This window comes from Pseudoalteromonas sp. M58 (genome assembly GCF_042604605.1).
Taxonomy (GTDB): domain Bacteria; phylum Pseudomonadota; class Gammaproteobacteria; order Enterobacterales; family Alteromonadaceae; genus Pseudoalteromonas; species Pseudoalteromonas tetraodonis.
In genome coordinates, this window is sequence record NZ_CP152391.1 from 42,360 (window position 1) to 54,853 (window position 12,494).

At 39.2% G+C, this 12,494-nt stretch carries 8 protein-coding genes; 4 read left to right on the plus strand and 4 right to left on the minus strand.

Features of this window, described 5'->3' with window-relative positions:
• Positions 1 to 59 precede the first annotated feature (59 nt).
• The 4 genes from hemH to AAGD16_RS15590 form a co-directional block, all read right to left on the minus strand.
• Positions 60 to 1,079, minus strand: coding sequence for a ferrochelatase (hemH, locus tag AAGD16_RS15575; RefSeq protein WP_013462876.1), 1,020 nt, complete (start codon positions 1,077 to 1,079; stop codon positions 60 to 62).
• Between the two features lie 78 nt (positions 1,080 to 1,157).
• Complete coding sequence (locus AAGD16_RS15580; protein WP_215522149.1) at positions 1,158 to 2,495, minus strand: HD domain-containing phosphohydrolase; 1,338 nt, start codon at positions 2,493 to 2,495, stop codon at positions 1,158 to 1,160.
• A gap of 246 nt (positions 2,496 to 2,741) precedes the next feature.
• A complete protein-coding gene (locus tag AAGD16_RS15585) occupies positions 2,742 to 4,151 on the minus strand; it encodes a sensor histidine kinase (RefSeq protein ID WP_013462878.1) in 1,410 nt (469 codons plus the stop codon).
• A complete protein-coding gene (locus AAGD16_RS15590) occupies positions 4,148 to 5,332 on the minus strand; it encodes an FIST signal transduction protein (protein ID WP_090493532.1) in 1,185 nt (394 codons plus the stop codon). Before AAGD16_RS15590 ends, AAGD16_RS15585 begins: the two co-directional genes overlap by 4 nt.
• A gap of 473 nt (positions 5,333 to 5,805) precedes the next feature.
• Between AAGD16_RS15590 and AAGD16_RS15595 the strand changes: the two genes are divergently transcribed.
• The 4 genes from AAGD16_RS15595 to arfA all read left to right on the plus strand — a co-directional run bounded on the left by AAGD16_RS15595 (position 5,806) and on the right by arfA (position 12,322).
• A complete protein-coding gene (locus tag AAGD16_RS15595) occupies positions 5,806 to 7,815 on the plus strand; it encodes an EAL domain-containing protein (protein WP_377114946.1) in 2,010 nt (669 codons plus the stop codon).
• Positions 7,812 to 8,969, plus strand: coding sequence for an HDOD domain-containing protein (locus AAGD16_RS15600; RefSeq protein WP_013462881.1), 1,158 nt, complete (start codon positions 7,812 to 7,814; stop codon positions 8,967 to 8,969). Before AAGD16_RS15595 ends, AAGD16_RS15600 begins: the two co-directional genes overlap by 4 nt.
• Before the next feature lie 438 nt (positions 8,970 to 9,407).
• Positions 9,408 to 11,936 carry a TonB-dependent receptor plug domain-containing protein gene (locus AAGD16_RS15605; RefSeq protein ID WP_377114950.1) on the plus strand — a complete coding sequence of 843 codons (2,529 nt, stop codon included), beginning with the start codon at positions 9,408 to 9,410 and terminating at the stop codon, positions 11,934 to 11,936.
• 185 nt (positions 11,937 to 12,121) lie between these two features.
• On the plus strand, positions 12,122 to 12,322 hold the full coding sequence (arfA, locus tag AAGD16_RS15610) for an alternative ribosome rescue factor ArfA (protein WP_016899107.1): 201 nt from the start codon (positions 12,122 to 12,124) through the stop codon (positions 12,320 to 12,322).
• The last annotated feature ends 172 nt before the right edge of the window (positions 12,323 to 12,494 follow it).

Below are 12,494 nucleotides of genomic sequence, written 5' to 3' on the forward strand. Positions count from 1 at the left end.
CTTAGCTGATCTCTTGCTGATCGCTGACAGCTAAAACCTAACCGCTGCTCTTCCCGTTTTTATAGCATTGGTTTTAACACATCAAACATGGCGTCTATGTGATCGTCACGGTCGTTAAGCGCTGCTATATAACGGTATTTTTCGCCGCCGGCTTCTTCAAAAATCTCTCGGTTTTCACCTTCTAATTCTTCAAGTGTTTCTAGGCAGTCGGCGCTAAAGGCAGGGCTGATAATAGCCACATCTTTAATTCCTTCGCCAGGTAAGCTCTCAAGAGTTGCATCTGTGTAAGGTTTTAACCATTCAGCTTTACCAAAACGGCTTTGGAAAGTGGTGATCACTTTGTTTTTATCTAGGCCTAGCTTTTCTACCACTAAACGGGTGGTTTGTTGGCATAGGCAGTGATAGGGGTCGCCATTATCTAAAAACTGTTTAGGCATGCCGTGATACGAAAACACCATTTTTTGTGGCATGCCGTGTTTTTCTAAATCTTCGCTAATGCTGTTAGCAAGCGACTCTAGGTAGGTTGGGTTTTTGTGATACCCATTTACAAAGTGTAGCTCAGGCACCCAGCGCCATTTTTTTAATACATTTGCCACGGCATCAAATGTTGAGCCTGTGGTTGGACTTGAATATTGTGGGTAAAGTGGTAACACAATAATGCGGGTTAAGCCTTTATCTCTGAGCTCTTCAAGGCCCGCTTCGATTGATGGATTACCATAGCGCATCGCCATAACCACTTCGGTGTTGGTATAGCCGTGCTGTTTTAATAAGGCATTTAATTTAATGCTTTGTTGGCGTGTAATGTGGGTCAGTGGCGAGCCATTTTCAGTCCATATGCTTTTATACAATTTAGCTGAGCGCTTTGGGCGTATACGCAAAATGATGCCATGCAGAATAAGCATCCACACAATACGCGGTATTTCTACGATACGAGGGTCTGACAAAAACTCACGTAAGTAAATACGCAATGCACTTGCTGTTGGGGCATCGGGGCTACCTAAGTTGGTCAGAAGTATTCCCGTTTTTTGGTTAAAACGCCCGTCGTGGGGATTGTCGGTAACGGCAGAAAATCGCGACACGTTGTGCTCCTTCAAGCAATGGATTTAGAGGTATCTATTTAGGCTTAGTATAACGAATAAAAGAGTATTTTAGATCAATCATTTAGCCATTTTAACCATAATTCTAAATGGGGTCGGCTTTTTAGCTTCGAGTTGTTGTAGCTTAACAATCGATTTCGTATTGAAAATATGTCCTTTAGGCAAAAGCATAATACCTGTATGGCTGTGCAGTGAGTTTGCCAATATCATATTTTCTTCGAGTTCTTGTGCGCTCATCACCTTTATTGAACCAATAGAGCTGTCAGAGGTAATGAGTTTAGCGTGGCTGGCTTCAAGTGCATCGACAATACGCGGATGATATAAGCTGCCACTGTTTGATTTAATACTATTGAGCGCAAATTGATGGCGTTGTTTTGTTGTCAGTAGCGGCTCACTTTGCTCGTAACCCTCCCAATAGTCACGAGCAACACTGAGCACCATAGCACCAATGGGAATATCGTTTTTAGCAAGTCCTTTGGGAATACCTTGGCCATTGTAGCGTTCGAATTGGTGGTAAATTGCATCAGACACATCGCTTAAATGAGTCGCAGGCATGAGCATTAATTGTGAAATACTTGGGTGGGTGTAAAACGTTTTTCTTTGAACTTCATTAAGCTCGTTAATGGGTTTGTTGTAAAGCTCAGGGTCCATAGCAAGTAAACCAATTTGAGCCAAATACCCCGCAATAGGCGCAAGTTCAATGCTTTTTTGCGATACGTTAAGGTAACGCGCTATTTGAGTACATGTACCGGCTATATTTTCTGCTCTTTTACCATCGAGATAAGGATTCGCATTGATAAAATTATAAAGCAGTTCAACAGTAGATTGGTGCTCTCGTTTTTCACTTTCATTAGCGACTTCAAGTTTTTTTAATACGCTTCTAATTTGTTTTGTCCGCTTTTCGACGAGTTGCTCTAGGTTAGTATTCAGCTCTTTTAATTGTTCATTTTGCTGATTTACATGGCGCTGTAAAATCTCATTTTGCTTTTTGAGTCTAAACTTTTCGACGCCTGATTGGATAACGCTAATTAAGTGATCGTTTTGCCAAGGCTTTTGCACGTAGGCGTGAATGCCTCCTTCATTAACAGCACTAATTGTTGACTCTAAATCAGAAAAACCAGTTAACAAAATACGCTGGCTATCGGGGGCAACTTTTCTTGCTTTAGCTAAAAACTCAGCACCGCTCATTAGTGGCATACGCATGTCGCTAATTACGACATCAAACTGTTTTTTTTGCATTTTTTCAAGTGCATCATGGCCACTGGTTGAAACACTCACATCAAATTTATACTGGCGTAAAAGTCGTACTAAAGATTTGAGTACATTAGCCTCATCATCCAGGCATAAAATGCTCGGCGGCTGTTCATTTAATTGCTCTAATACATCAATGTCCGTCATTTTTTTACCAATAAGATAGTGAGTTTTATAGCTAAATTTAGTCTAAGCTTTGGTTGTAAACAACTGATTTATTTAAGCCGTTTCCAAGTATACTATTTGAACAATACGCAAATCATTGTTGTTAGGATTAAATAAGGTAACGCTGTGTTGTAGTTTGCATCTATTTTTACTGTAATTCTCTGTAATTTAGATGAGTACTTATTTAAATAAAATCGAATCTAAGCAAAATCGAGAGTGTGACATAGCTTACTCAATTTGTTTGTTGGCATGTAATATGGTCAGTACGTCGTCAGTTAATGTGGGCTTTTTAGGTAACGTAATATAAAAAGCAGTGCCTTGGTTTAACTGGCTTTCAACTCGAATTTGGCCACTATGTTGCTCTATAATTGCTTTACTTATAGCTAGCCCTAACCCTGTGCCTTGGCCTATTGGTTTTGTAGTATAGAAAGGGTCAAAAATTTTATTTAATTTGTCCTCATCAATTCCACTGCCATTATCGGCAATAGTTATATAGGCATTTTTTTTATCGGCTTTAGTGGTAATACTGATGACACCGACTTTGTCGCAAATGGCTTGAGCGGCGTTAAAAAATAAATTTAAAAATACCTGAGAGAGCTGGGTCGAACGTCCTGTGATGATAACGGGTTCTGTGTCGTAGTGTTTTTCAACGTTGGCGTTGTATTTAATTTCATTCCAAGCAACACGTAATGTATTATCAATGAGCTCGGTTATATCAATATCGCCAATTTGGGTTTGATCCGGATGAGCAAATTGCCTTAATCCTTGAACAATCTCCTTAACACGATCAGCCCCTTCAGTCATTTCAGCAATGATATCGCTTGAGTCTGTTTCTAATTCATCAAATTGATAATGTTGCAGCGTATCTGCTAATGGTTGCTGCGCTATGGCTTTTTCAGCTTTGAGTGCGTTAATTAAATGACTAAATTGCTCAAGGTTGTAAGCCAAATTTTGGATATTACTGACAATGTAGCTTAAAGGGTTGTTTATTTCGTGTGCAACGCCTGCCGCCATTTGCCCTAACGAAGCCATTTTTTCAGAGTTGATTAACACTTGTTCAATGTTACTTTGTTTTTCTTCCATTTCTTTTTGTTTAACAAGTAAATTTCGTTTTTCAAATTGTGAAATTGTATTCCCTGCAAAGCTGACAAAGCGTTGCATTAAAGTAATATCGTGCTGATTAAATGCGCCAATTGTTTCTGAAAAAATATAGAGCTGGTAGCTTTCTGTACTGGTACTTACTGGGGTGGTGAGCATTGCATGCTGCGAATGCCAAAAAGGATCAGTTACTTGCCAATCAGGAAGTTGGTGTAAGTTAAATACATTTTTAATGTCTCTATTGGGTTTATTTAGTGCTTTGAGTTGGGTAATTATTTCATCACTTTGTGGGTGCGATGCTGTAATTAACGTCGTGGTTTCATTGCTGGGGTTTATTTTAATTAAAATAGCCGCAGAAAAAGCAATGGCTTGCTGCAAAATATCAAAAAACTCAGTGAGTAAGGTTTCAGTTTTGTCGTTCTTTAAAATGGCATCTAAGCCATTTAAGATCAGGCTATTAAAGGCACGGTTTTCTTCAAGTGCTAAATTATGAACTTGTAATAAGTGTAGCTTTTCTAACAGTATTTCATTGCTACTCATTCAGGGCCACCAAAGATTTCGCATGAAATCATTAAATTACCATGTTTACTTGTTGAATCGCTGAATGTGCCGAGCTCCCCAAAAGTAAAGCCCATAATAAATGGGGTGTTGGGTAGTTGTGCTGCAATAGACTCTTTTACTTCTTGCATGGCGTCTTTAATTGACAGCATACAGCCTCCGCAAAAAATAATAATAGCGCCGGTAATATTTTTTATGGCATGGAGTTCTGCCAATTTAGTTAATGAGGTGACAACCATATCACCTCGTTTAATTAGTTGCTCTGGGCTTCCCGAAGCTAAATAAATAGTATCGCCAACGCTTAAATTTGAAAATAATTCTAGCGTGCCATTTTCAGCTACCGCTGGATGACTTAACAGTAATCGAGGGATTTCATCATTTAAAGAAAGGGCGCTTGCCAATGGGGTCATTGTTGATTGAGCAAGGATATTTCCTGAAGTTAAGGCGTTTAAACCTATGTTTTTTCGCCACTGATTATAAACATCAAACGCGGGCTGGTTATCAATTGTTTTTAATAAACGACCATCCACGTCTGTCACTGTACCTTGCTGGTCAGTTTTATCGTAGCCTGAACTATAAAAGCCGAATGTTTCTACACTGGGGTATAACACCGCAATAATAAAGCCTTGTTGGTATACATTTTCAGTATCGCTAAAACACCACTTGGCAGAAATATCGTTGTCGGCGCAACTTCCTCCAAAAACAGGTATACGCTGCCCGATAGCATCTTGAATTCCCTGCAAAACCAGCTCCTCATTACCTGGGACTTGAAAGCACCAGACCATTTTTGGGGCGAGGCCTGCTTGGCCTGCATTAGCAATGGCTTTAAGTACAGTTTGAGCGGCATTTTCTCTTAGGTTATCGGTTGCATTACAACTAGCAACACCATAATGCCCATTTGAGTCTTTAATCGAAAATAAACTAATACTTTGCTCATTTAATGATAGGGTTTGGTCGGTTGATGACCCAAGACACGAAGAGATGATTAAACAATTGTGAGTGTTTTTTAAAAAGCCTGGCTGGTTATTAAAAAGGTATTTAATGGTATCGGTTGTAGCAAACCCAAGCAGTAAATCTGGGCTGTTGTTCGTAAACTGACTAACAGGTTGGATAAATTTATCTATATCGCTGCCGTGAGTGTGAAAAGTATCAATGGCGAACATAGATGCCCCTTGGTAATAACAATAGCCACAACCGTGGATGTTTTAATTATTAATAATCGCTTAGAATTTATTCTAGACTATATATTAAATAGAATGAATTTAGCTGCTAATTATTAGTCGATATCACCTTTGCCCACGAGTTTTATTTGTCGTGCTGCGTTTAAATTTATGTTAGCGTTGCGTTAAAATCAAGCTAATAATATTGACATTTTCAGCCCCGGTAAAGCTGAATAAGGTTGCTAATTACTTATATCCTCATCAGTGTATAGAAACACTGGATCAATGTAGGAGGCCTAAAAGGGCACTCATTAGCTGAGCGAGGTAATTATAGCTACGAGTAAATAACTTTATTGCTTATGTGTTTAGGCACAACATGCTGATGTGAATTTATTTAAATCATTAAGTAACGATACATGGATGAGCTGTGTGAACAATTTACTAGGCACAAGTAAAACTCATTTGAGGTATAAATAGTGGCTTTGCGAATTTTATTGGTAGACGATGAACTCAATGTATTGAAATCTTTAAAACGAGTACTTGTTCGTTCAGGTTATGATGTAATGACGGCATCCAGTGGTTTTGAGGCACTTGAAATATTAGCGGCTAATCAAGTTGAGATAATCATTACTGACTTTAGAATGCCAGAAATGAACGGCGCTGATTTATTACGCCAAGTTAAAATTAATTGGCCCGATTGCGTAAATTTAGTGCTCAGCGGGTATGCTGATTTTAAGTCTGTGGTTGAGTTATTAAATCAGGGATTGGTATTTCGTTTTTTAGAAAAGCCATGGGTTGATAGTGAGCTACTTGAAAACATTAGCGAGGCGAAAGTAAAATATGAACAGCGCCGAGCTAAAAGAGTAAGAGATCAGTTATTAATGGGCAGTATGTCGGCATTAATAGAAATAGATAATGACGGCATTATTAATCGTTTTAATGCACCTGCCGCTGAAATCATTTCAGATATTCATTTATACGAAAACAAACACCTCGCCAATTTAGATACAGCTCAAAACAAAGCGGTAAGTCAGTCGTTTGTTGATAAGCAAAGCAGTACACTTTTTATTAATTATGCTTGCACTTCTGATCTAGCTAAAAGCGAAGAAGTTATGATTGAGCGTTGTTTACATGACGGTTTTTGCCAGCTTTTAAAGTTATCAATTAACTCAAATAGTATGAGTAATATTTTTCAACTTACCAGAACACCATCAGTGGTGACTAACGAGTCTGATTTTTATCATCATTTAGCCCTGTGTGAAGCGAATAAAGAATGTTATGCCCTCGTTTATATAGGTATTGCGCAGTTTCAATTAATCAATGATCTGTTAGGCGCAGAAGATGGCAGCCACCTTATAAAATTGGTTTTGGAGGTGCTAAAAGGCGTATCAAAGCAACCGGTGAAAGTTCTTCATAAGAGCGCCGATCGGTTTGTATTATTTGTTCCTGAAATTAAATCTGATAGTGAAATTTTAACCGATTTAAATAAGGCGATGAATGATCTGAAAAAACTACTCCCTAGTAAATATAACGATGCCCATGTGCAGCTTTATGGCGTGTATGGGTTGTTTCCTGAGGATAGTTTGGAAGGAAAAGAACTCGTTAATCAAATGCAGTTGACGATGAATTACCAAGTAAGTGAACAACAGCGTATTTGCTCTCGGTTTGATCCTCAGCTGGTAGCCGATTATAAAAAGAACTTTGAGTTAAGCCGTTTATTATTAACAGCGGTAAGTAATGATGAACTGTCGTTGCGTTTTCAGCCAAAAGTAGACACTAAAACAGGGCAAATATTGATTGCTGAGACGCTTATTCGCTGGTATGAGCCGAGTAAACATGGCTGGGTACCGCCAGCTCATTTTATCCCGATTGCTGAATGTGATGGCCAAATTATATCAATAGGACGCTGGGTTATTTCTCAAAGTTGTAAAACGTTAAAATATTGGACAGAAAACAATACAGGCGTGCGTGTATTGGCAATTAACTTATCTGCTAGACAATTAAAAGATGATCCCGATTGGATTGACTTTATGCTCGAGTGTTTAAGTCGCAATAATTTAGAGTCATCACAGTTGGTTTTTGAGTTAACAGAAACCTATTTAATAGAAGATTTTGCTATTTGCGAACAACAGTTAATAAAATTAAGAACGTTGGGGTTTAAGTTATTGATTGATGACTTTGGTGTAGGTTACTCATCACTTGGCTACCTTTCTAAGCTGCCAGTAGATGGTGTTAAACTAGATAGAGCCCTTATTGCTGATATAGAGTCGTCTTTAGCGATGCAAAGTATGATTCGTAATATTACGCGTATGTCACATGATCTAAATCTTAAAGTTGTTGCTGAGGGGGTAGAAACAGCCTATCAATGTGAATTAATTAAAAAGTTAGGGTGTGACTACATACAAGGCTATTACTATAGTGAGCCTTTAGAGCAGGATGATTTTTGTAATTACTTAAGCCATTTCAATTCTCAAGGTGCGCAATGAGTTCAATAGCGGTAGTCATACTAGATGACGATGCTTTTTTATTAAAAGTATTACAAAGAACTATTCATCGAGCCTTTCCAGAGGTTGATATAATGACAACCTCTGATATTGATGAATTTTGGCAACTACTAAACACTAAGCAAGACCTAGATTTAGTATTAAGTGATTATTTAATGCCGCAAATGAATGGTTTGGATGTTTTAGAGCAATGCTCGTCGCAAAACCCTTACCCAGTGAGGGCATTACTTACTGGCGATATGACACTGAGTACCATGATGCGACAGCCTAATGTTGTGCATGCTTATCTTGCTAAACCGTTTAATGAGGCAGACATAACCGCACTTTTTAACAATGTGGCGGCGTTAAAGTCGTTACCCTTTGCTTTTAATGTGCGCAGGCAGTTAGGGGCTATGATCAGCTTTCCTGTTTATCCTCTTATTTTGAAAGAACTCAGGGAGTTAGTACAAAGCGATGAATTTGATTTACACGACATTGCCCATGTTGTTTCTCAAGAGCCAATAATAACTGCTAAATTGTTGCAACTTGCAAACTCATCTTATCTTGGGTTTGTAAGGCCAACATCGTCAATTGATGAAGCTGTGTCGAGGCTCGGAACAACGATATTAATGGCTATCACCACTTCTTTATTAGTTGCCAAAAATTTTGAATCGTCTATTCCTTCGGCTATCCATGAGAAACAATTGGATATAGCGGCGAATTACGCTAGTTGTGTTAAGCGTTTTGCTAAGCAGGCAGGTTTTAACTTACATGATCAAGAACTATTATTTTCAGTGGCATTATTGAGTTTTGTTGGCAAAATTATTTTGCTGTCTCAAGGGGAAAGTGAAGCGTCTTTTGAGCATGAAAAAGCCGTGAGTGAAGAATATGCTAGTTCTAACTTTATTTCGGCCTATGTTTTAAAGTTATGGGGATACGACACGAAAATGTGTAGCTTATTAATGAGTTGCCATGATTTAGCCGCCACTGATGATAATGAGTTAATTCCGCTTAATCATACGTTATTTATTGTTAGGCAAATTCTTTTTGATAAACACTCCCCCATGCAGTTACGCGCATACTGTGACTCAAAAGGTGTAGACCCTATACTTTGCCATCTAATTAGTGAATTTGATTGGCATAGTTATACCTCTTAAATAGGCCTGTATAAAATATTGTTTAAAAATGGACAGTACTACATAACTACCTATGTATAGTTTTTTCTGAGTACCCTTTCTTACCTTTAGTATCTACTTTAGTCTTATAAAAACCGCATAAAACCTCATTTGGAGTGTATTTTTTGCTCATTTCAGAGTAAAAAATATACAAAACCGTTATTTTCACTAATTATGAATAAAACCTCAATATTAACATTGTATTAACTTTGGGCGGTGTGATATTAAATTGCTACTTTGGTTGTATTTTGAGCTTTTATAGGTGTTATTTTCCTGTTTTTAAAGTTATTTGCATTCTTATGCTAATTTTATCAAATTTTTTGTTTCTTTTTGTTTGTGTATGTTGCTAGGATGTTGGCAATGGGATACAGGAATATACCCCACACACATTATAAGAATACACAAAACAGGGTCATCATTATGTCAACATATCGTTTAAACACCTTGGCTGTAGCGGTTGCTTTTGCTTTCAGTGCGCCAAGTATGGTTAATGCACAAGAAGCGCCTGCTAAAGCTGAAAAAAATATCGAACAAATATCTGTGTTAGGGTCGCGAGTTTCTAACCGAACAGCAACAGAGTCGTCATCACCTATTGATTTAATTGACGCGGATGATTTAAACAAAGGCGGCTTTACCGAGCTTGGGCAAAGCTTACAAGCGACAGCGCCATCGTTTAACTTTTCTCGTACACAAGTTTCTGACGGTTCCGATTTATTTCGCCCAGCAACATTACGCGGTTTACAGCCAGATCAAACGCTGGTTTTAGTCAACGGTAAGCGCCGCCATAATCAATCTATTTTTGGTTTAACTAGTACCGTGGGCGGTGGCTCTGCGGGGACTGATATGAATGCGATCCCGCTTATTGCCTTAAAAGGGGTTGAGGTTTTACGTGATGGTGCGGCGGCGCAGTACGGCTCAGATGCGATTGCGGGGGTTATCAATTTATCACTTAATAACTCAACAGATTTAACCACAGGTTATGTGCAATACGGTGAAACGGCAGAAGGCGATGGGGAAACAATTTCTGCAGGTTTAAATCGTGGTTTTGAACTAGGCAACGAAGGTGGTTTTATTAATTTATCGCTTGAGTATCGCGATGCAGATAAAACCAATCGTGCCGAGCGAGATACTGGAGGTTCACTTAATGTCGCACCAGGTACTTTATCGGACGAAGTTCGTTGGGGACAAGGTAATGCAGAGAGTGAATTTACTTCGGTATTTTACAATATGGCATTGCCAATGAGTGAGGGCGAGCTTTACTCATTTGGTGGCTATTCTGAGCGTACTGCACTAGGTAACGGCTTTTATCGTAACTTTAATGAAGCATCTAAAAACGTGATCCAAGTTTATAGCGATGGATTTTTACCGCAAATAGACAATGAAGCACAGGATATCTCTGTTTCAATTGGTTTTAGAGGCGATATTAACCCTGATTGGAATTACGATGTATCGGCGGTATATGGTGAAAACCAATACGACTTTACCTCACGCAATACATTAAATGCCTCTTATGCTGCTGAGTACTTATTTAATAACCCAGGTGCAAGTGATGCCGATATTGCTGCAAATGCAGGGCCAACTGAGGGGTATTCGGGTGGCTTTAGGTTTGACCAAACAACATTCAACGCGGATGTGAACGGGATTGTTGATATTGGCCGCAGTGAGCCTGTGTACGTGTCAATTGGTGCTGAATACCGTAAAGAAAACTATGAAATTGTACCCGGTGAAGAAGCCTCATACGCGTGTGGCACTGCTAACACAGATACTTCATACCCATCAGTGAACGATCCGAATCAATTTGCACAATGTGGTTTTCAAGCTTACAACGGCCTTCGCCCTGAAGCATCAAATAAAAGTGATCGCGATAGCTACGCCGTTTATATTGACGCAGAAACCATGGTTACCGATGCGTGGAATGTTAGCGGTGCACTTCGTTACGAAGATTTCTCTAATGCGGGTGACGACATAATTGGTAAAGTAGCCACGCGTTATGAATTTAATGATGATTTTGCAGTACGTGGTGCGTTATCAACGGGTTTTAGAGCGCCATCATTACAGCAAAGCGGTTACACTGCGTTTACCACTAACTTAGGTTCTGACGGCACATTAAGCCAGTCGTTTACAGCAACAACGGGCTCAGCATTTCCAGCTGCATTAGGCGTTAATAACTTAAAGCTTGAAACATCAACGAACTACAGTGCGGGCTTTGTTTATGATGTGACCAGTGATTTATCGTTAACGGTGGATTTTTACCGTGTAGAAATTGAAGACCGTATTACACTGGGCAGCTTGTTATCGGCTGATGATGTGGCATTTAGTCCTGATGCAGTTGCCGCGCTACAGGCAACGGGTGCAGTACAAGCGAATTACTTTTCAAACTCAGTGAATTCGACAACGCAGGGTGTTGACATTATTGCGTCCTATCGCACCGATTTATATGAGGGTAATTTCTCTGCTACGTTTGCCGGTAATTTAAACGAAACTAAAATTGACAGTGTTAATGCAGCACCGGGTATTCCTGAAAATGTAGCACTTGATGATATTCAAAGTAGTTTTTTAACTGATGGGCAGCCGGGCGAACGTGCAACGTTAACGTTTGATTATGAGCGTGACGCGTATAGCTCAATGATCCGCTTTAATTACTTTGGCGAAACCGATGTGAAGTACTTTGGTAATGACCATATTGAACTTGCAACAGATGGCTCATTTAAAGCAACCAGTACGGTAGAATCAGCCGTATTAGTGGATTTAAATGTAAGTTATCAAATTAACGATATGTTTGCTCTATCGGTAGGTGCAGACAATGTATTTGATGAAACACCGGATGAATTAGGCGATGATGAAGTATTAAACGCTATTTCAAATGGGGCATTTAAATATCCGTTACGAGCCGTACCCTATGGCTTTGATGGTCGCACTTACTACGCAAAAGTAAGCTTTAGTTTTTAATTTTTAGGTTAAGTTAAACCAGCAAAGGCGCCGTTTATAACGGCGCTTTTTTTATGGCTAAAATATATATTTAAAACAGCATTAAAAATGATTGCATGCTTGAAAATTAAGCATACAATCGCCATCAATAACACTGTGGGATATATATCCCTCGTTATACTCATTTTATTAATAGGAAAAAATAAATGGCGAAAAAAAGCAAAACAAAAGCGGGTAACAAATCCGCAGTAGACACTGGGCGCGGCGTGATAAAACACAACGCATTGGCAGCACTGGTGACTTCTAAAGTATTTAAACCGCAAGTGGTTAAAGCCAAAAAAGGCAAAGGCTCGTTTAAACGCAGTAACAAACATGCAGGACAAGAGTCCTATTTAATCGCGGCTTAAATAGCACCGATCAAATAGGGCTTTTGTTGCGAGTTAGCTAAGTGTTTGCTGAAATAAGGCGGGCTTCGGGCTTCGGGCTACGAGTCACGAGCAGCGAACACAACCTAGCGCCTAGTTACTTCCCTAGAACCTAGCGCCTTTAGCCTTCTCTTTCAGCGCAGCGTCTCATAAC

Bases quoted from the DNA above. Each gene is read 5' to 3' on its own strand.
- AAGD16_RS15580 (WP_215522149.1), bottom strand. From the start codon at position 2,495: ATGACGGACATTGATGTATTAGAGCAATTAAATGAACAGCCGCCGAGC.
- AAGD16_RS15585 (WP_013462878.1), bottom strand. From the start codon at position 4,151: ATGAGTAGCAATGAAATACTGTTAGAAAAGCTACACTTATTACAAGTT.
- AAGD16_RS15590 (WP_090493532.1), bottom strand. From the start codon at position 5,332: ATGTTCGCCATTGATACTTTTCACACTCACGGCAGCGATATAGATAAA.
- AAGD16_RS15600 (WP_013462881.1), top strand. From the start codon at position 7,812: ATGAGTTCAATAGCGGTAGTCATACTAGATGACGATGCTTTTTTATTA.
- AAGD16_RS15605 (WP_377114950.1), top strand. From the start codon at position 9,408: ATGTCAACATATCGTTTAAACACCTTGGCTGTAGCGGTTGCTTTTGCT.
- arfA (WP_016899107.1), top strand. From the start codon at position 12,122: ATGGCGAAAAAAAGCAAAACAAAAGCGGGTAACAAATCCGCAGTAGAC.